Genomic DNA, 18,506 nt, shown 5'->3' with positions numbered 1-18,506 from the left:
CGACGCCTGCCAACACATCTATGCCACTCGTATCCAGTTGCCTCAGCGGATTCCGCGTGGATGACCTTGAGCTGATGGTTAAACGCTGTGATGAGGCCATCGAGCAGACACCGGATCAGGCCGATCTGCATCGCGACCGCGCCCTCGTCTTGACCCTGCTTGGCCATCAAGCCAAAGCCTGCGACGACGTAGCAATGGCAGTGTCGCTGCTGAAGCGGTCGAGACAGCCGGTCGACCCGATGCTGCAGCACGAACTCCAGGTGCGTCAGAGCAGCTGCAAACAATCCCGCACCATGGCCGGGAGTGATTGACGTTGCAGCGACAAGCGTCGGGGCCCAAGCAACACCTCGATCCGTTCCGCCTTGCTCGCTAACAAGCCATCCACCAGCTGATCGGCTGCGCCGAGCTGCAGCCAATGGCAGGTCAGGCCATCTCCCATTCCCAGACGATGACAGCGGTCTTCGGCTTGGTCGAGATCGCCTGGCGTCCAGGGACGTTCCAGCAACACCACATGACGGGCCCGGTGCAGGGTGAAACCAAGGGCACCGGTGCCGAAGGTGGCCAGCAGACAATCGTTCTGACCCTGCTGAAACCGATCCACACTCGCCTGGCGTTCAGCAGGGCGCTGGCGACCTGTCAACAACTCGCCGCCAAGGGTTTGCTGCAACAGCTGCAATGGAGCCACAAAGCCACTGAACAGCACCACGGCCTCGCCTTGCCTGCGCAGTGACTCCACCAACTGCTGGGCCGCCGGCAATTTGAATTCCGCAGCGATCTGGCGTATGGAGGTGAGCAAAGCCAGGTGCTCCGCATCCCGTCGCACCTTTCCGAGCTGAGCTCGACGCCGGTAGTCATCCAGCACTAACTCGAAACGATGGTCGAACCCTGTGAGCTCAGCCTCCGACAGCAACACTGGGTGAAGACGTCGCTGCTTGGGAGGAAGGTCCACCACCTGCTGCTTGCGGCGATGCAGGATCAACGGTCGAGTCAAGCGCCGCAGCTCCTCCAGCTGACTGGCGCCGGACGCCTGCCAGCGTTTGCCGGTTCGACCCTCCCGCCAGTGCCCCTGGCAATACCGCTCTTCGAACTGGCGTTGATCGCGAGCAATCGGATGATCCATAGCCGCGAGCAGTGGATACAGCTGGGACGGGCGACCGTTCTTCATAGGGGTTCCCGTGAGCATCCAGATCGCACGCAGACGGGGATGACGGGCCAGACGCAGCAAGGCAGCCGTGCGCTGCGCCTGAAGTGACTGGGCGTAGTGCGCTTCATCCACCACCAGGAGCGTTCCAGCTGGCGGCAGGGTGTCGGGCAGCCGAGCCCAACTCACCAACTCAAGCTCAACCCCAAGGGCCTCCGATTCCCGGCGCCAGTGGGGATGCAGGCCGACGGGAGCCACCACCAGCAACCGCAGCTCAGCGCAACGCATCAGAGCACGGGCCGCCAACAGAGCTGTGAGGGTCTTCCCCAGCCCCATCTCATCGGCCAGGACGGCACCGCGACGGGCCAGGAGCCAGCGGACCCCGGAGCGTTGATGGCGCAGAGGCCGACGACCATCCTGCAGGACTTCGTCGAGATCCGCTGCAGCCACAAGGGTCCGGTGCGGTGGCAGCGGCGGCAGAGGCTGCTGGCACCAGTCCAACCACTGCTGCAATGCGGAGGTGACAGGGAAACGACGCCCAAGAGCTTGCTGAAGCGGATCGGCTGCGGCCAAGGGAAAATCCCACCCCTGGCCAGCGCCGTTCCAACGCCCGCGGGGCTTGATCCGACGCAACTGGGACTGGGTCACCGCATCAAACGGGCTGACCACCCGGATCAGTCCTGCTGGGGACAGATCTAAGCAACAGGTCAATGTGGGTTTTGACGGCACCAACAGGCCCCCACAAACAATCACTTTAGAGAACTCAGATCAGCGTGCAAGCATTGAGATCAAGATTCACACCACAGGGTGAAAAATTGTCGAAAATGCAGCGCTCGACACATTGACGGACTTTTCGTTCAAGGCAGAATTATCCCAACCGATGCATTCGGATGCATAGCAGGGACGCAGTTTTTCTCGACGAACTCTGTCCCAAATTACGCGTTCGAAGATGGCGACAGTCTCTTCACACTTTTACCGGTAAAAGTTGCATTTATTGCGGCAAACCTTCTGAATCAATTGATCACATTCACCCCCAGGCCAAAGGGGGTTCAAGCGTTACTGAAAACTGTGTGCCGGCGTGCCTGTCTTGCAACGGCCGCAAATCTGATGCCGACGTTTTCGACTGGTACCGGCGACAGCGCTTCTATGACCCACGCCGCGCCATGGCGATCCGGGCCTGGATGGATGGCGACCTGCGACTCGCCGTTCGCCTGCTGCAGTGGGCCCAACCGGATCATCCCATCAACGATCCGGACAACATCTCGATCGCAGCTCAGGCTGCCTGAGGCTCACCAAACCCGGCAGACATCCGAGGAGTGGTGACGCTGGCAGATGGAGGCCTGAACACCGGGGTCTTCAGGAGCCAGCACCACAGCACCGGCGAGCAGGGCAGCCGTCAGGATGGCCCGGAGCACGATGTGTCCGGAGCGGGAGCGATGGAGAGACGACGACGTCACGACAGTACATTTGATCTAATACAGGTGTACTGATGCTTGCTGATCTTGTCAAGCGGTCGCAGCCGCTGGCGGCTGACACGAAGCTGCTGGTGCTGGGCGGCGGATACAGCGGACGTTGTCTGGCCAGCCTGGCCCGAGCCCTGGGAACACCGGTGCTCTGCACCCGCCGTTCCCTCGACTCTGCCGAGGCTGATCTGCTCTTCGACAGCAACGGTCAGGACCAGCTCGACCCTGCTGCCCTGGAGGGGGTGACCCATCTGCTGTCCACCATCCCCCCGGATTGCGAAGGCAACGATCCGGTCTTGTTGAAGCTGCTGCCAACGCTCAGAAGCCTGCCGCTGCGCTGGGCGGGCTATCTCTCCACCACAGGGGTTTACGGTGATCGTCAAGGCGGTTGGGTGTCAGAACAGGACGACCCGGCGCCAGCGCTGAACCGCAGCATGCGCCGCCTCAACTGCGAACAAGCTTGGTTGCGCTCAGGTCTGCCGATCCAGATTCTGCGTCTACCAGGCATTTATGGCCCGGGCCGGTCAGTGCTCAACGGCTTGCAGCAAGGGCGTGCCCGCTTGATCGACAAGCCCGGCCAGGTGTTCTGCCGCATCCATGTGGAAGACATCGCAGGGGCCTGCTGGCACCTGATGCATAGCGCCGGGCAGGACGCTCCAGCAAGCCCGGGCAACGGAAGCATCGTGAATGTGGTGGATAACCTCCCGGCTCCTACCGCCGAACTGATGCGGCATGCGGCAGACCTGTTGGGTTGTGCCCTGCCGCCACTGGAACCGTTCGACCAGATCGTGCACAGCATGAGTCCGATGGCTCAATCGTTCTGGAGCGAGAACCGCCGCGTCAGCAACCACAAGCTCTGCCATGAGCTCGGTTATACGTTGCTGCATCCGAACTACCGCGTCGGGCTGCAGGATTGCCTGAACCAAGACAAACTCAATTTGTCTGACCTGCGTTCTGCCCCTCAGTCAGCCAACGGTTGAAATCGAAACTTCCGACATCGTCAAGGAAACTGGAGAGATGCAATTCGATCCAGCCATTCCTCAAGCCAGAGGCCAATCCCACCAACAGACACCCCAGCAGCAGCAAACGCAGCACAGCGATGGGCCCCCACGATTCCACGAACCCAAGGCATGAGCTGGTGATCGTTCTCGGCGATCCCGCGGGCATCGGCATGGAAGTGGTGCTCAAAGCCCTCGCCTCACCCACGCTCCCCCCAGAGCTCCAACCCCTGCTGGTGGGTTGCCGACGCACGCTGATCAGCACCCACGCGCGACTGCAGCAACAAACGAGCCACCCCCTTGCCGACCCTGCAGCCCTCAGGATCGACGACCAACCGCTGGAGGCCAGCGTTCAGCCAGGCCAGCCCACCACCAGCGGAGCCGATGCGGGGTTTCGATGGCTGACCCGCGCCGTCGAACTGCTGCAGGAAAGGGGGTCCCGCGCCCTGGTGACTGCCCCCATCGCCAAACACCTTTGGCATGCGGCCGGCCATCGCTATCCCGGGCAGACCGAACGGCTGGCTGAGTTGGCTGGACACCAGCGCTCCTCAATGCTGTTCACCGCCGTCTCTCCCACCAGCGGCTGGCGCCTGAACACCTTGCTGGCCACCACCCACATCCCCCTCAGCCAGGTCCCTGAAGCGCTGACCCCAGACCTGGTGCAGCACAAACTGAACGTGCTGGAGGGGTTCTGTCGACGCTTCACGAGCACACCACATCTGCGCATTGCCGGCCTGAATCCCCATGCCGGCGAAGCCGGTCAGCTGGGCCACGAAGAAGCCGAATGGCTGCTGCCGCTGCTGGATCAATGGCGGAAGGACCATCCTCAGGTGCAGCTGGAGGGTCCCGTTCCCCCCGACACCTGCTGGATCAGCGCTGCTAGCGCTTGGCAGTCACCAACCCAGCCAGGTCCCGACGGGATCCTGGCCCTGTATCACGACCAGGGGCTCATTCCCGTGAAGCTGCTTGCCTTCAACGCGGCGGTGAACACGACTTTGGAACTGCCGTTCCTACGCACCTCCCCCGACCACGGCACCGCCTTCGACATCGCAGACCAAGGGATCGCCAGCCCTGAGAGCACGACGGCAGCCATTCAGGCCGCCTGGGACCTGAGCTGACTCAGGCCGGCCTGACCCGCATCAGCACCTGACCGAATTCAACGGGCGTGCCGTTGTCCACCAGGATCTCCACAACTTCACCGCCAACCTCAGACTCCAGCTCATTCATCAGCTTCATCGCCTCAAGGATGCAGACGGTCTGGCCGACATTGATGCGACTGCCCACCTCAACAAAGGCAGGTTCCCCAGGCGCGGGAGCGCGGTAGAAGGTGCCCACCATGGGAGCCGTGACTTCGAGCAGGTCACTGCGGGTTGCGGTGGATGCAGGAGGTGCAGCTGCAGGCTCGGTGGGCGCAACTGGCGCTGGTGCAGCAGCTACGGGAGCAGGCATGACCGGGGCCATGACGGCCTGGGCCGGCAGGTTGCGACGGATTTCCAGACGGAAGTCGTCCCCTTCCAACCGGAACTCCTGGATGTCGCTCTCGCCGAGTGCCTCCAGCAAGCGGTGCAGTTGTTCGTGATCCAGCTGCATGGTCATCCGTTTTCGCGCCCGAGGTAACTGTCGTTGCGGGTATCCACTTTGATCTTTTCTCCCACAGAAAGGAAGAGCGGAACCATCACTTGTGCACCGGTCTCAAGAATGGCGGGCTTTGTGCCACCGGTGGCGGTGTCGCCTTTGACGCCAGGGTCGGTTTCTTTGATCTCAAGAACCACGGAGTTGGGCAGTTCAACCTCGAGGGGGGTGTCGTTCCAGGACACCACGTTCACCTCCATGCCCTCCTTGAGGTATTTGCGGCTCTCGCCGATCTGGTCGGCGCTGAGGCGGGTCTCCTCGTATGTGGCCATATCCATGAAGACATAGTCCTCACCCTCCATGTAGGTGTGCTGAAGCGAGGATTTCTCCAACATCGCCTGGGGAAGCATCTCCCCGGCGCGGAAGGTCTTCTCCACCACGTTGCCTGACTTCACCGCCTTGAGCTTGGTGCGCACGAAGGCAGATCCCTTGCCGGGCTTGACGTGCAAGAACTCGACAACACGCCAGACGGCCCCATCGATCTCAATCGTGGTGCCGGTGCGGAAGTCGTTACTGGAGATCATTCCCACCGAACGGTTCATCGGACTATACGGCTGTGCCAAAGTCCCGTCAGCACTGGGGTTCCCCCTTGGTCCATCAGCGTTTGAACGCCGTCCTTGCAGTTCTGATCAGCTTTGCTCTGATCACAATCGCCGCCCCTGCCTGGGCCTCATTACCCCAGGGCAATGCTGTGAAGGACCCTGCCGCGATTCTTCGGGACGCGCTTCCCTTCGATCAGGATGACATCCGCGAACTGCAGCATCGGCTGGAACTCACCAGTGACGATCTGCGGGCCAAACGCTGGACAGCCCTCGGCAAGACGGTGTCACGCACTGAATCACTGCTCAACACCCGCCGCGACACCATCCTGAACGCGGTGCCTGAAGCCAAGCGCAGTACGGCTGAAGCGCTGTTTGAGCGCGTGGATAAGGGCCTTGAAGACCTCAAAGAGAAGGTCAAAGCCACCGACAAACCAGGTTTCATCGCCGATCGACGCCGGACGCTGCGCTGCATCGGTGATGTGGAGGCCCTGCTGGTGCCCGACGGCTTTGAACGGGAGATCCCCGCAGATTTCGATGCCCTGCCACGGCTACAGGGACGAGCCACCCTCAGCGTGAGCACCACCCAGGGGGAGCTGACCACCGTTGTGGATGGCTACAACGCCCCACTCACCGCAGGCGCCTTCGTCGATCTCGCCCTCAAGGGCTTCTATGACGGCCTGCCCTTCATCCGGGCCGAAGACTTCTACGTGCTCCAGAGCGGTGATCCGGAAGGGCCGGACATCGGCTACGTGGATCCAAAAACCAAGCAGGAGCGCCATGTGCCCCTGGAGATCCGAGTGCCGGACGAAGACGACACGATCTACAACGAAACCTTTGAAGACGTAGGCCTGTTCATGGCCACACCAACCCTCCCGTTCGCGACCCTGGGCACCCTTGGCTGGGCCCATTCAGACCAAGCCCTCGACGACGGATCCTCGCAGTTCTTCATGTTTCTCTATGAAGCGGAGCTCACCCCGGCTGGTCTGAACCTCGTGGATGGCCGCAATGCAGCCTTCGGCTACGTGGTGGATGGATTCGATGTTCTGGAGGAATTGGGCGTCGATGACCGGATCACCGCCGTGAAGGTTATCGAGGGAGCGAATCAACTCAAAGCCCACGCATGAGCCTAACCCTGGCGGAGCTGACTGAAGCGGAGCTGCTCAAGCGGCTGGCTCGCTTCGCTCCGCCCGATCAGCTCAGTGACGACACGGCGGCTCTCCCCGCCGACGCCCGACCGCTGCTGATCAACACCGACGTTTTGGTGGATGGCATCCATTTCAGCGATGCCACCACAACTGCCATGGATGTGGGCTGGCGCGCGGTTGCAGCCAACCTGTCCGACTTGGCCGCCAGTGGTGCAGTCGACATCGATGGAATCACAGTGGCCCTAGTCGCCCCAGGCCACACCCATTGGGACTGGGTGAATGGGGTTTATCAAGGCATTAGTGCGGCCCTGGGGCAGTACGGCGGCGTTCTGCTGGGAGGTGACTGCTCCAAAGGAGAGCAGAGGCTGCTCTCGATCACGGCACTCGGCCGTCTCGGACCCCTGCGTCTGCATCGCAACGCAGCCCGCCCTGGCGATGTGCTGGTCACCAGTGGACCCCATGGGCTCAGCCGACTGGGCCTCGCCCTCCTGCAGAACGATTCAAACGTGCGCGACATCGCTTTGTGCTCAACCCTGCGGGACCAGGCAATCGCACGCCACCAACGCCCGATACCTCGGCTGAAGGAAGTCCAGCAGCTGCTGACCTGCAAACCAAAGCATCTGCCCTGGCGGGCTGGGGGAACCGATAGCAGCGACGGACTGCTCTCTGCCGTCGCAGGTCTCTGCAGCAGCAGCGGCTGCGGAGCGGTGCTGCAGAACGACCAGCTTCCAACGGCCGAAGGCTGGCCTGAGGGAGCTCGATGGACGGATTGGTGCCTCTCCGGAGGAGAGGACTTTGAGCTGGTGCTGAGCCTTCCCGAGGCCTGGGCCGATGTCTGGCAACGATGCGTCCCCGAAAGTCAGCGCATCGGCCAGATCAATACTGAAGCGGGTGTCATCCGCTGGGCCCACAACCACGAGCCAGTGGACACAAGCGGATTTGATCAATTCGGCCAGCCCTGAGCGACCCCTAAGCGACCGTGCCTGACCAAAAAAAATCCCCCCCAGATCGGGAGGGATTAAAAAAACGATCAACTGGCGATCACTTCCAGTTCTTGGCCACCACCTCGGCGAGGTCAACAACACGCTGGCTGTAGCCCCACTCGTTGTCGTACCAGGCCAGAATCTTCACAGCCTTGTCACCCATGGCGTAGGTGAGGTCGGCGTCAAAGATGGTGGACTCGTTGGTGCCGGCGTAGTCGGTGGACACCAGGGGCAGATCGCTGTACTTGATGATCCCCTTCATGCCGTTCTCGGAAGCCGACTTGATGGCGGCCTTGATGTCGTCGACGCTGGCGGCGCGGGAGGGGCCGAAGGTGAGGTCAACGGCGGAGACGTTCGGGGTGGGAACGCGCATGGCGAAGCCGGTGAGCTTGCCCTTCACCTCGGGGTAAACCAGAGCCACGGCCTTGGCTGCACCGGTGGTGGTGGGAACCATGTTCAGAGCGGCAGCACGGGCGCGGCGCAAGTCGCGGTGGCTGTTGTCCAGGATCCGCTGGTCGCCGGTGTAGCTGTGGATGGTGGTCATTAGACCCCAGTCGAGGCCAAAGTTCTGATCCAGAACCTTGACGATCGGTGCCAGGCAGTTGGTGGTGCAACTGGCGTTGCTAAGGATGTCCCAGTCTTCGTGGCGGTACTGGTCGTCGTTGACGCCCACAACGAAGGTGCCGACGCGATCACCCTTACCAGGGGCGGTGAGGATCACCTTCTTTGCGCCGGCCTGGATGTGCATGCTGGCCTTCTCATCGGTGTTGAACACACCAGTGGACTCGATCACCAGGTCAACGCCCCACTCCTTCCAGGGACAGTTGAGGGGATTGCGGTCGGCGAAGAACTTGATCTCCTTACCGTTGACGAACATCGAGTTTTCCGTGGTCTTGATGTCCACGGAGGGATCGAGACGTCCAAGGATGGAGTCGTAGGTCAGCAGGTGAGCGCTGGTGGCGGGGTCGGAGGTGGAGTTCATCCCCACGATTTCCAGGCCGGTGTCAGCACCCCGGCTGATCCATCCCCGCAGAACATTGCGACCGATCCGGCCGAATCCATTGATCGCAACGCGCAGGGTCATGGAAGAAGCGGCAAAGCCGCGCAAGGGTTTTGGCCGCCGATCATACAGAAATCAGCAGAAATACCCTGTTGCACCCCGATTCAATCCGCTCAATCGGGCCCTCAGCACAGAAGACAAGCAGCGGCAACTGACTTATCTTTCATCGGACTGAAGCCCTCCGTTGCCGCGCCTGCTCGACCGCCAGACACCAGTCCACTTCATCGGTGTCGGCGGAATTGGCATGTCAGCTTTGGCCCGGATTCTCGTTGACCGCGGTCACTCGGTCAGCGGCTCGGACCCGCGTGACAATGCGACAACACAACAACTGAAGAAGCTCGGGGTGAAGGTCTTCCGTCAGCAGGACGCCACCTGCATCGACGCCGTCACGGAAGCAACAGCCGCTGGCTCACCGGTGGTGGTGATCAGCACAGCCATCCCTGAGAGCAATCCAGAACTGCAGCGGGCCCGACAGCAGGGGCTGGAGATCTGGCATCGCTCCGATCTACTGGCGGCTCTGATCGAGCAGCAGCCCTCCATTGCAGTCGCCGGCAGTCACGGCAAGACCACCACCAGCACCTTAATCACCACCTTGCTGTTGGAGGCCGATCAGGACCCAACCGCTGTGATTGGAGGCATTGTCCCCAGCCTCGGCAGCAATGGTCACGCTGGCCAGGGAAAGTTGCTCGTGGCCGAGGCGGATGAATCCGACGGGTCCCTGGTGAAGTTCAGCCCCAGCCTGGGAGTGATCACCAACCTGGAGCTGGATCACACCGATCATTACTCCAACCTCGACGACCTGATCTCCACCCTGCAACGCTTCGCAGGCGGTTGCGATCGCGTGCTGGCCAATCACGACTGCCCGATCCTGCAGGCACACTTCCAGCCAACGGCCTGGTGGTCCAATCAAAGCGCCGAATCCGTTGACTTCGCCGCTCTGCCCTTGAGCCTGGAGGGCGATCGCTGCGTCACCCGTTTCTATGAAGCCGGCCACCCCGTCGGCGACTTCACCCTGCCGATGGCCGGGCTGCACAACCTGAGTAATGCCACAGGCGCCTTGGCCGCCTGCCGGATGGAAGGTCTCCCCTTCGACCAATTGGTGGAAGGCCTCGCTGGCCTGAAGACACCAGGCCGCCGATTTGATCTTCGGGGCACCTGGAAGGGGCGTCACATCGTTGATGACTACGCCCACCATCCCAGTGAGGTGCAGGCAACCCTGGAGATGGCACGCCTGATGGTGCGCAGTGGCCGCAGTCCACTCCCCACAGCACCACAACGGCTTCTAGCGGTGTTCCAGCCGCACCGCTACAGCCGCACCAGGCAGTTCCTCGATGGCTTCGCCAAAGCCCTGCAGAACTGTGATCTGCTGCTGCTGGCTCCCGTCTACCCCGCAGGCGAGCAACCGCTGCAGGGCATCAGCAGCAACGCCTTAGCGGATCGGGTGCGCAAGCTGAAACCGGATCTAAAAATCGTAGTCGCAGACAACCTCGATCAACTCACCGAGCTGGTGATCCAGCAAAGCCGCGAGAACGATCTTGTTCTGGCCATGGGTGCTGGCGACGTGAATGGACTGTGGTCAAGGCTCACGTCATGACCCAGTGCGATCCCCGCCTGCCGCAGGCCGGAGTCAAGCTGGCGGACTACACCACCTTGCGGGTGGGAGGAGCGGCCGAATGGCTGGCCGAACCCGCCAGCCTTGAGGAAACCCAGGCCTGGATCGAATGGGCCGCTCATCAGGGCATGCCCTGCCGCGTCATCGGCGCTGGGTCGAACCTGCTGATTCACGATGCCGGCCTGCCGGGGCTCTCGCTCTGTCTGCGCAAACTTCAGGGGCTGCAGCTTGATGCCACCACGGGGACCGTGGAGGTGCTCGCTGGCGAACCGATCCCATCACTGGCAAGACGCGCTGCACGCGCTGGATTGCATGGTCTGGAGTGGTCGGTTGGCATCCCGGGAACCGCTGGCGGTGCGACTGTGATGAATGCAGGAGCCCAGGGTGGCTGCACAGCGGATTGGTTGGAGTCGGTGCGGGTCATGCCCTTGGAGGGGGGCAACTGCTTTGAGCTGCAGCGGGATCAACTGGACTTCGCCTACCGGCACAGCCGTCTCCAAGAGGACGCCCTTGTGGTGTTGTCGGCACGGTTCCGCTTGCAGCCCGGTCACGATCCGGATGAACTGAAGCGTGTCACCAGTGCGAACCTCAATCACCGCACCACCACGCAGCCCTATCAACAACCCAGCTGCGGCAGTGTCTTCCGCAATCCCGAACCGCTAAAGGCCGGACGGCTGATCGAAGAGCAGGGGCTGAAGGGAACCCGGATCGGGGGCGCCGAAATCTCAACCGTGCATGCCAATTTCATCGTCAACACCGGTGATGCCCAGGCGAAGGACATCGCCCAGTTGATCCACTTGGTGCAGGACCGCATCGAAGCCGAGCACGGAATTCGTCTGCACCCCGAAGTGAAGCGGCTGGGATTCGCTTCAGCGGCTTAACCTTCCGGCTCCCACAGGATCGCCATGGCAGGGTTCGGACTCCCCAATTTCGGCCAGCTCACCGAAGCCTTCAAAAAGGCTCAGGAGATTCAGCAGAACGCTCAGGCCCTGCAGGACGAACTGGACGGGATGGAGATCGAAGGCAAGAGCAACGATGGCCGTGCCAGCGTTTGGCTGTCGGGCAACCAGCAACCCCTGCGGGTGCGGCTGGACCCAGCCCTACTGCAGGAGGGCCAACAGGCCAGCGAAACGGCCACCCTGGAAGCCCTGCAGGCGGCCTATGAGCAATCCACCGCCACGATGAAGGGCCGGATGGAAGAACTCACCGGTGGCCTAAACATCAACCTCCCCGGGATGGGCGGCTGAGGCTGCTCTGCTCGATCAACGCGGCCTTGTAGAGGGCATAGCGTTCCCAGTCCGTGGACACACCGCAACCGGGCTCACCGCGATGTAGGCAGTCGCGGAAGCGACATGACCAGGGATCGAGTTGCTGCCGCAGCTCCGGAAAGAGGACACCCAGTTCCTGGGGATTGTCCGGCAGATCTGGACGGTTGAACCCAGGGGTGTCAGCCACCCTCGAGCTCGGGCCCAGGGGAAACAGCTCCACGTGGCGGGTGGTGTGGCGCCCGCGCTGCAGTCGACCGGACACCGCAGCCGTGCGCAGTTGAAGGTCAGGACGTAACTGGTTCAGCAGACTGCTCTTGCCCACCCCAGAAGGCCCACACAGCACCGACAGCTGCGCACCAGCCAAACGCTGCCGTAAAGCATCAATGCCTGTTCCAGCTGCACTGGACAGCGCCAGCGGGTCATAGCCCCACCCCTGCAACCGGGTCACAAGCCGCTCGAGCGCTGCAGCTGAGAGGAGGTCTGTCTTGGTGAGCAGAAGGATCACCTCCAGCCCAGTTCGTTCCGCCGTCAACAGGAAGCGACTGGCCTGATCAGGGTCAAAGCTGGGCTGTTCCACCGCCAACACCACAGCCACCAAGGAGACGTTGGCCACCGGTGGACGTGTGAGAAAACTGTGGCGTGGCTCGACTTCGGCCACCACGGCACGCCCCTGGCCTGGATCAATCGCCTCGACACGAACCCGATCGCCCACATAAACAGCTTCACCCTGATAGCTGAGCCGGGTGCGGCGGGTGCAGAGCAGCCGCCTTGGGCATCCATCAGGTGCGACATCCAGCTCAACCTCCAGGTAGTTGGCCTGGAGCGCTACCACCATCCCGGATGCCACCGAACGGCCGGTGTCAGCCACCGCAGATCACCTCGATGGTGATGGCATCCGGCGTTTGATCAATGCAGTTCACACGATGGCCTGCATCCCTCAGACCTGGAAGAACCATGGCCTCAGGCTCACCCCGATCGAGACAGACCTCGAGACAGTCACCGCTGCTCATCTGCTCGAGGGTGAGCTTGCAGCGAATGAAATTCACCGGACAGGGCGTTCCCCGCAGATCCAGGGAAGGCCCGCTCATCCCTTCTGACCGAACAAGCGAGCGAAAAGACCACTGTTGTGGTGGTGGTGTTGCTTGCCGCGGGCGGAATGGTGGCCCGCCAACTGCTCGAGGAGCTCCCGCTCCACATCACTGATCCGCTTCGGCAGATCCACAGTGACCGTCACGCGCTGATCACCCCGTGCCACCGGATTCCCGAGCTTGGGGATGCCCAGGTTCGGCAGGGTGAGTACCGTGCCGGGCTGGGTGCCGGCGGGGATGTCCAGCTCCTTGCTGCCATCCACCGTTTCCACCTCAATGGTGTCGCCAAGAATCGCCTGGAGGTAGCTGACCTTGACCTCCGAGAAGATGTTCAGGCCATCCCGCTGCAAGCGCGGGTGATTGCGAACGGTGAGGAAAACGTAAAGGTCACCGGACGGGCCTCCCCGGGGTCCAGCGTTGCCTTCGCCGGTCACACGAAGCCGTGTTCCGGTGTCCACCCCCGCAGGGATGTTGATCCGCAGCTTCTTGCGCACCTGTTTGACACCCTGGCCACCACAAGACCCGCAGGGATCCGAAATCACCTGGCCCGTGCCTCCACAGTTGGGGCACTCGGCGACCTGAGTGAAACTGCCGAAGGGAGTCCGGGTGGCACGGCGCACCTGCCCGGCACCGCCACAGGTGCCGCAGGTAGTGGGTCCACTGCCCGCTTTGGCACCGCTGCCGCCGCAGGTGTCGCAGGTCTCCAGATGCGGGATCTTGATCTCCTGATCCTGACCAAACACCGCCTGCTCGAAATCAATCGTCAGGTCGTAACGAAGGTCATCCCCCTGCTGAGGGCCCTTGCGCCGCGGCCGACCAGCTCCAGCACCCCCGGGTCCACCGAAGCCCTGAAAAAACGTCTCAAATAGATCCGCGAATCCGCCCATGTCCCCCATGTCAGGGGCACCGGCCGCACCACCAAGTCCGGCTTCACCGAACTGGTCATAACGGGCCCTGGTCTGGGGATCACTGAGCACCTCGTAGGCGCGGCCGATTTCCTTGAAACGATCTTCAGCGCCGGGATCCTTATTGATGTCGGGGTGGTACTGACGCGCCATGCGCCGATAAGCCCGCTTGAGGCTGTCGGGATCAACATCCCGGCTGACGCCGAGCAGGTCGTAGAAGTCGGCCATCAGGGCTCCTCCGCCGTCTGATCCGGTGTCGCTGCGGCCTCAGCGGGCGCTGACGCTGGATCGGATGGTCCTGGACCCATCGACACCTTCACCATGGCGTGGCGCAGCACACGCCCATCGCGGTGGTAGCCGCGCTGAAGCTCCTCGCAGACCACGTCCTCAGCGAACTCGCTGCTTTCCTCCCGCAGCACGGCCTCATGCAGGTTGGGGTCGAACTCCTGGCCAACCACTTCCATCCGGGCCACCCCCTGCTGCTTCAGCACCTCCACCAATTGCTTGTACAGACCTTGGTAACTGCGATGCAGCGCCTGGGCTTCCTCACCTTCAGGATTCAGCTGCTGACGAGCCCGCTCGAAGTTGTCGACGACGGGAAGAATCTCCGTGAGGGTCGAGCAGACCAGCTGCTGACGCATGTCGTCCTGGTCGCGGCTCTGGCGCTTGCGGAAGTTGTCGAAATCCGCCGCTATGCGCATGTATTGGCTGTTGAGCGTCTCGTGCTCCTGCTTCAACGCGCTCAACTCCTGCTCGAGCTGCTGCATCCGATCCGCCGGATCCACCGCTGCAGGAGCCTGTTCAGACGTCGCTTCGGGCGCATCTGGAGCGGACTCCGGCGTGGCTGGAACAGCACCGGACGCACCGTTCTGGTCCTGCTCTGGGATGGAGGCGTCGCCGCTCATGCTGACCGCTCAGGGATTGCTGTCTAGACATGTTGAAGGGCAACGCTTACCTCCCACAAGCTGCGGAAGCCCGCACCTCAGTCGCCATCGATGACTCTGACGCTGCCCACCCCCGATGCCGGCGACACGGCACGGCAGCGTTTCGCCCTTGAATTGCTGTTGCAGCAACCGGTTCCGGGCCCAGAGCAACTGGTGGCAAGCCGCAACCTGCTCAGCGACGCCCTCCCGGACATCAGCCCCTGATTAATGGCGGGCACTGCAGGCCATGCCGATCGCAATTGGTGCTGACCTCCTGGACAACGCGATCCCCAGCCAGTGGCGAGACCAGGAATGGCAACACCAAATCGATCAGCTGCCGGACCAACACCGAACAATCCGCCTGCACCCCGCCGTCGAAGCGGATATGCAGCGGGCCTTGGCCACAGCAACGGACCAGCCAACAAAGGAACCAAAACCGCCAACCACAGGAGAGTCGAGCAACCCTGCTCCGGCGGAGACAGCAAGCACTCTCGATCTGAATGCTGAGTCCTTTCTCCGCGACTTCAGCCCCGATGAGGTGCTGGAAAGCGAGGAAGACAGCGACGCCCAACTGGCCCGGGGTGCCATTGGTCCTTAGGCCAGCCTCAACGATGCACAAGCCTCGCCCGTGATGACGCTGGTGGACAGGATCCTGCTACAGGCCATGTCAGTGCGGGCCAGTGACATCCACGTGGAGCCACAGCAGAAGGAATTGCGTCTGCGTTTCCGCCAGGATGGTGTGCTATGGCAATACGTGGAGCCGTCAGACGGTGCTGCCCGACATGGCCCTGAACATGCAGGCCATCGGCGAGGAAACCGGTGAGATGGACAAAATGCTCAGCAAGGTGGCGGACCTCTACGAAGACGAAGTCGGCGCCATGGTCAAGGCGCATACATCGATGCTCGAGCCCACGATGTTGTGGTGGTGGGCGGAATCCTGGGATCCTCCTGCTGGCGATGTTCACCGTGTTTGATCAGATCCAGTGAGCACTGCAGCGATGGCCTGGCCCGCCAGCCAACCGCCGCTCCAGCAAGCCTGAAAGTTGAAACCGCCGGTCACCCCATCCACATCCAGCAGTTCACCCGCCAGGTAAAGACCGGGGCAGCGGCGGCTCTCCATCGTGGCCAGGTTGACCTCCCCCAAGGTGACACCGCCGGCGGTGACGAACTCCTCCCCAAAGGGTCCACGTCCCTGGATCGGCACACTCTGCGCACAGAGCAGCTCCACCAATCGACGCTCCGCCTTGATCGGCAGATCCGCCCAACGGCGCTCTGGCTCCACCCCAGCCATGGTCAAAAAGGCTTGCCACAACCGCCGCGGCAGATGTTCCAAGGGCTTCGCTGCTGAAAGGGTTCGCCGGGCCTGCTCCTGTCGCCATTGCTGAAACCGCTCGGTCAGCCCCGACCGCCCCAACCCAGCACTCCAATCCAACTTCAGTTCACCCTTGTAGCGATTCTGATGCAGGGCCCTGGCGGCAAAGGCTGAGAGGCGCAACGTGGCGGGTCCACTCAGACCACGGTGGGTGATCAGGACCCGCCCGGTCTGGCGGAAGCGCTGATCACCCAGCTTGAGATCGAGGCCCACATCGTCGATAGCAATGCCACTGCAGGCCGATAGGGCCGGTGCCTGCAGGGCAAGGCTGAACAGCGATGGCACCGGCGGCACCACCTGGTGGCCGAGGGCTGCCGCCAGGTTTCGGCCACTGGGATGCCCCCCCGTGGCCAACATCAAGCAGCCCCCATGCAAAGGCTCGAGGCCGCGGCCCTCGAGCACAAACCCCCCCTCGGGGTGAACGCGCACCTGCTGGACCATCGCCTTCGTGCGCAGCTGGACACCCGACGCCCTTGCCGCCTTCTGCAGGCACTGAATCACGGCCTCAGAACGGTTCTGCTGCGGAAACATCCGTCCATCGGGTTCTTCCACCAGCGTGAGCCCATGTTCGTCAAACCAGGCGATCGCATCGCCGCAGGCGAAGCGACTGAAGGCGCCACGCAAGGGTCGACTGCCACGGGGGTAATGGGTTGCCAGTTCACGGGGGTCCCAGCAGGCATGGGTGACATTGCAGCGACCGCCACCGCTGATGCGCACCTTCTGGAGGGGCTCAGGGGTGCCTTCCAGCACCAGCACCCGCCGAACCCCCTGCTCGGCTGCAGTGATCGCCGCCATGTACCCGGCAGGACCACCACCAACAACAATCAGATCAAGCGGGCTGGAAGCGGAGGGCGACACCGTTGTTGCAGTAGCGCTTGCCGGTGGGTCGCGGTCCGTCATTGAACACGTGGCCCTGGTGCCCACCACAACAGCTGCAGTGGTATTCCGTGCGCGGCAGGATCAATTTGAAATCTACTTTTGTGGCGATGGCTCCATCCAGGGGCTGCCAGAAGCTGGGCCAGCCGGTTCCGCTATCGAATTTGGCCTCCGACGAAAACAAGGCTGCATCACAACCAGCGCAGTGATAGGTGCCGGAACGCTTCTCCCCATTAAGCGGACTGGTGAACGGGCGCTCCGTTCCCTCATTGCGCAACACGTCATAGGCCTGGGGAGACAACCGCTCACGCCACTTGTCGGCATTGAGATCCCACGAGGGATCGCCAGCTTTGGATGCCGCCAGCACAGGCTGAGGTCTCCAGAGACTGCCAAAGACCACTGACATTGCCGCGAACAGCAGCGATCGACGGGACAGAACGGCGGCACTCAAACTCATCGGTGCTGAAGCGGGAATCTCGGGCGGTTCTAATGGATTGATGACTGCCTCCGGATCTACCGCTGCCTACCGCTTCAGTGTGGCCCCGATGCTGGATTGCACCGACCGTCACTTCCGGGTGCTGATGCGGCAGATCAGCCGCAGGGCCCTGCTCTACAGCGAAATGGTGGTGGCCCAGGCGCTGCACCACAACAAGCGACGTAACAAGCTGCTGGACTTTGATCTTGTGGAGCATCCCATCGCCCTGCAGGTGGGGGGGGACGACCCAGTCCTGCTGGCCGAGGCGGCGCGACTGGCGCAGGACTGGGGCTACGACGAGATCAACCTCAATGTGGGTTGTCCCAGCCAGAAGGTGCAAGCCGGAAATTTCGGTGCCTGCCTGATGGCGGAACCAGATCTGGTCGCCCGCTGCGTGGAAGCCATGGTGGACGCAGGAGGACTCCCCGTGACCGTGAAACATCGAATCGGCATTGACGATCTGGACAGCGATGCGCTGCTGACGAACTTCGTGGATCGGGTGGCGCTGGCGGGGGCCAGCCGCTTCGCTGTTCATGCCCGTAAGGCCTGGCTGGAGGGCCTCGATCCCAAGCAGAACCGGACGATTCCTCCGCTGCAGCATGAGCGCGTGGTGGCGCTTAAGCAACGCCGCCCCGACCTGGTGATTGAACTCAACGGGGGGCTGGAATCCCCTGAAGACTGCCTTCAGGCACTGGAAGGGTGCGATGGCGCCATGGTGGGCCGAGCGGCCTACAGCCATCCCCTGCGCTGGACCAGCGTCGATGCCCTCATTTTCGGGGAGGAATCACGCCAGATCCTGGCGTCAGACGTTGTGAACGGACTGCTTCCCCATGCGGCCGCTCATCTGGAGCGAGGAGGCCGAATCTGGGACCTCTGCCGTCACCTGGTGCAACTGGTGGAAGGCGTTCGTGGTGCGCGGCACTGGCGCCGGGAGCTGGGGGAGAAAGCCCAGCGCCCAGGGGCCGATCTGGATGTACTACTCAATGCCGGGCAGCAACTTAAGGAAGCAGGGCTCTGATCAAC

General features: G+C 62.4%; 23 protein-coding genes and 1 pseudogene. 13 read left to right on the top strand and 11 right to left on the bottom strand.

Annotated features, from left to right (window positions below):
• Positions 1-20: 20 nt before the first annotated feature.
• Entirely contained in the window at positions 21-311 is a 291-nt protein-coding gene (locus Syncc8109_RS00185; RefSeq protein WP_084213269.1) for a hypothetical protein, read from the top strand.
• Here the strand turns inward: Syncc8109_RS00185 and Syncc8109_RS00180 are convergent.
• Positions 266-1,816 carry a DEAD/DEAH box helicase gene (locus Syncc8109_RS00180; protein WP_025361985.1) on the bottom strand — a complete coding sequence of 517 codons (1,551 nt, stop codon included), beginning with the start codon at positions 1,814-1,816 and terminating at the stop codon, positions 266-268. The two genes, Syncc8109_RS00185 and Syncc8109_RS00180, sit on opposite strands and share 46 nt — an antisense overlap.
• A gap of 215 nt (positions 1,817-2,031) precedes the next feature.
• On the opposite strand from Syncc8109_RS00180, the gene Syncc8109_RS00175 reads away from it, so the two are divergent.
• Positions 2,032-2,427, top strand: a complete 396-nt coding sequence (locus Syncc8109_RS00175; protein ID WP_025361984.1) for an HNH endonuclease — start codon at positions 2,032-2,034, stop codon at positions 2,425-2,427.
• Positions 2,428-2,430: 3 nt separating this feature from the next.
• On the opposite strand, the gene Syncc8109_RS12090 is transcribed toward Syncc8109_RS00175, so the two are convergent.
• Positions 2,431-2,598, bottom strand: coding sequence for a hypothetical protein (locus Syncc8109_RS12090; protein WP_006849873.1), 168 nt, complete (start codon positions 2,596-2,598; stop codon positions 2,431-2,433).
• A gap of 32 nt (positions 2,599-2,630) precedes the next feature.
• On the opposite strand from Syncc8109_RS12090, the gene Syncc8109_RS00170 reads away from it, so the two are divergent.
• Together Syncc8109_RS00170 and pdxA are read left to right on the top strand one after the other, a co-directional pair.
• Entirely contained in the window at positions 2,631-3,584 is a 954-nt protein-coding gene (locus Syncc8109_RS00170) for an SDR family oxidoreductase (RefSeq protein ID WP_006851698.1), read from the top strand.
• Between the two features lie 119 nt (positions 3,585-3,703).
• The gene (pdxA, locus tag Syncc8109_RS00165) at positions 3,704-4,720 is read left to right on the top strand and encodes a 4-hydroxythreonine-4-phosphate dehydrogenase PdxA (RefSeq protein WP_006851088.1); all 1,017 of its coding nucleotides are present in this window, start codon (positions 3,704-3,706) and stop codon (positions 4,718-4,720) included.
• Position 4,721: 1 nt separating this feature from the next.
• Here pdxA and accB read toward each other — a convergent pair whose 3' ends face one another.
• Positions 4,722-5,198, bottom strand: a complete 477-nt coding sequence (accB, locus tag Syncc8109_RS00160) for an acetyl-CoA carboxylase biotin carboxyl carrier protein (protein WP_025361983.1) — start codon at positions 5,196-5,198, stop codon at positions 4,722-4,724.
• Positions 5,195-5,758 (bottom strand): elongation factor P, encoded by a 564-nt coding sequence (gene efp / locus Syncc8109_RS00155; RefSeq protein ID WP_011363074.1) that lies wholly within the window; start codon positions 5,756-5,758, stop codon positions 5,195-5,197. Before efp ends, accB begins: the two co-directional genes overlap by 4 nt.
• A gap of 65 nt (positions 5,759-5,823) precedes the next feature.
• Between efp and Syncc8109_RS00150 the strand changes: the two genes are divergently transcribed.
• Together Syncc8109_RS00150 and thiL are read left to right on the top strand one after the other, a co-directional pair.
• Positions 5,824-6,900 carry a peptidylprolyl isomerase gene (locus Syncc8109_RS00150; protein ID WP_025361982.1) on the top strand — a complete coding sequence of 359 codons (1,077 nt, stop codon included), beginning with the start codon at positions 5,824-5,826 and terminating at the stop codon, positions 6,898-6,900.
• Positions 6,897-7,883, top strand: coding sequence for a thiamine-phosphate kinase (gene thiL, locus Syncc8109_RS00145; RefSeq protein WP_006852044.1), 987 nt, complete (start codon positions 6,897-6,899; stop codon positions 7,881-7,883). The genes Syncc8109_RS00150 and thiL overlap by 4 nt, the downstream gene beginning before the upstream one ends.
• Positions 7,884-7,962: 79 nt before the next feature.
• Here the strand turns inward: thiL and gap are convergent, their stop codons facing one another.
• Complete coding sequence (gene gap / locus Syncc8109_RS00140; protein WP_025361981.1) at positions 7,963-8,988, bottom strand: type I glyceraldehyde-3-phosphate dehydrogenase; 1,026 nt, start codon at positions 8,986-8,988, stop codon at positions 7,963-7,965.
• Between the two features lie 160 nt (positions 8,989-9,148).
• Here gap and murC point away from each other — a divergent pair, with 160 nt between their 5' ends.
• Genes murC through Syncc8109_RS00125 form a run of 3 tightly spaced genes read left to right on the top strand, consistent with a single transcriptional unit; the run spans position 9,149 to position 11,823 of the window.
• The gene (gene murC, locus Syncc8109_RS00135) at positions 9,149-10,558 is read left to right on the top strand and encodes a UDP-N-acetylmuramate--L-alanine ligase (RefSeq protein WP_006850171.1); all 1,410 of its coding nucleotides are present in this window, start codon (positions 9,149-9,151) and stop codon (positions 10,556-10,558) included.
• Positions 10,555-11,457: a UDP-N-acetylmuramate dehydrogenase gene (gene murB, locus Syncc8109_RS00130; RefSeq protein ID WP_006850258.1), complete on the top strand. Its 903-nt coding sequence runs from the start codon at positions 10,555-10,557 to the stop codon at positions 11,455-11,457. The genes murC and murB overlap by 4 nt, the downstream gene beginning before the upstream one ends.
• A 24-nt stretch (positions 11,458-11,481) precedes the next feature.
• Positions 11,482-11,823 (top strand): YbaB/EbfC family nucleoid-associated protein, encoded by a 342-nt coding sequence (locus Syncc8109_RS00125; RefSeq protein WP_006850411.1) that lies wholly within the window; start codon positions 11,482-11,484, stop codon positions 11,821-11,823.
• Here Syncc8109_RS00125 and rsgA read toward each other — a convergent pair.
• Genes rsgA through grpE form a run of 4 tightly spaced genes read right to left on the bottom strand, consistent with a single transcriptional unit; the run spans position 11,798 to position 14,742 of the window.
• On the bottom strand, positions 11,798-12,679 hold the full coding sequence (rsgA, locus tag Syncc8109_RS00120; protein ID WP_198015277.1) for a ribosome small subunit-dependent GTPase A: 882 nt from the start codon (positions 12,677-12,679) through the stop codon (positions 11,798-11,800). The genes Syncc8109_RS00125 and rsgA overlap by 26 nt on opposite strands.
• A gap of 25 nt (positions 12,680-12,704) precedes the next feature.
• On the bottom strand, positions 12,705-12,932 hold the full coding sequence (locus Syncc8109_RS00115; RefSeq protein WP_025361980.1) for a sulfurtransferase TusA family protein: 228 nt from the start codon (positions 12,930-12,932) through the stop codon (positions 12,705-12,707).
• Positions 12,929-14,065, bottom strand: a complete 1,137-nt coding sequence (gene dnaJ, locus Syncc8109_RS00110; RefSeq protein WP_006851738.1) for a molecular chaperone DnaJ — start codon at positions 14,063-14,065, stop codon at positions 12,929-12,931. The genes Syncc8109_RS00115 and dnaJ overlap by 4 nt, the downstream gene beginning before the upstream one ends.
• Positions 14,065-14,742 carry a nucleotide exchange factor GrpE gene (gene grpE / locus Syncc8109_RS00105; RefSeq protein ID WP_006850867.1) on the bottom strand — a complete coding sequence of 226 codons (678 nt, stop codon included), beginning with the start codon at positions 14,740-14,742 and terminating at the stop codon, positions 14,065-14,067. The genes dnaJ and grpE overlap by 1 nt, the downstream gene beginning before the upstream one ends.
• A gap of 90 nt (positions 14,743-14,832) precedes the next feature.
• On the opposite strand from grpE, the gene Syncc8109_RS00100 reads away from it, so the two are divergent.
• From Syncc8109_RS00100 to Syncc8109_RS00090, 3 genes and pseudogenes are all read left to right on the top strand, one after another.
• Positions 14,833-14,985: a hypothetical protein gene (locus tag Syncc8109_RS00100; protein ID WP_006850866.1), complete on the top strand. Its 153-nt coding sequence runs from the start codon at positions 14,833-14,835 to the stop codon at positions 14,983-14,985.
• Between the two features lie 22 nt (positions 14,986-15,007).
• Positions 15,008-15,358: a hypothetical protein gene (locus Syncc8109_RS00095; RefSeq protein ID WP_006850157.1), complete on the top strand. Its 351-nt coding sequence runs from the start codon at positions 15,008-15,010 to the stop codon at positions 15,356-15,358.
• 163 nt (positions 15,359-15,521) lie between these two features.
• Positions 15,522-15,747, top strand: a pseudogene (locus tag Syncc8109_RS00090) (type II secretion system F family protein); the annotation flags it as partial.
• Here Syncc8109_RS00090 and Syncc8109_RS00085 read toward each other — a convergent pair.
• Positions 15,722-16,990 (bottom strand): NAD(P)/FAD-dependent oxidoreductase, encoded by a 1,269-nt coding sequence (locus Syncc8109_RS00085; RefSeq protein WP_006852102.1) that lies wholly within the window; start codon positions 16,988-16,990, stop codon positions 15,722-15,724. The pseudogene Syncc8109_RS00090 and the gene Syncc8109_RS00085 overlap by 26 nt on opposite strands.
• A complete protein-coding gene (gene msrB / locus Syncc8109_RS00080; protein WP_006851432.1) occupies positions 16,962-17,465 on the bottom strand; it encodes a peptide-methionine (R)-S-oxide reductase MsrB in 504 nt (167 codons plus the stop codon). The genes Syncc8109_RS00085 and msrB overlap by 29 nt, the downstream gene beginning before the upstream one ends.
• Positions 17,466-17,505: 40 nt before the next feature.
• Here msrB and dusA point away from each other — a divergent pair, with 40 nt between their 5' ends.
• Entirely contained in the window at positions 17,506-18,501 is a 996-nt protein-coding gene (gene dusA / locus Syncc8109_RS00075; RefSeq protein ID WP_006851969.1) for a tRNA dihydrouridine(20/20a) synthase DusA, read from the top strand.
• Positions 18,502-18,506: the final 5 nt, after the last annotated feature.

The sequence above is a fragment of the Synechococcus sp. WH 8109 genome (assembly GCF_000161795.2).
GTDB lineage: Bacteria > Cyanobacteriota > Cyanobacteriia > PCC-6307 > Cyanobiaceae > Parasynechococcus.
This window is presented reverse-complemented; position numbering and strand designations above follow the sequence as displayed.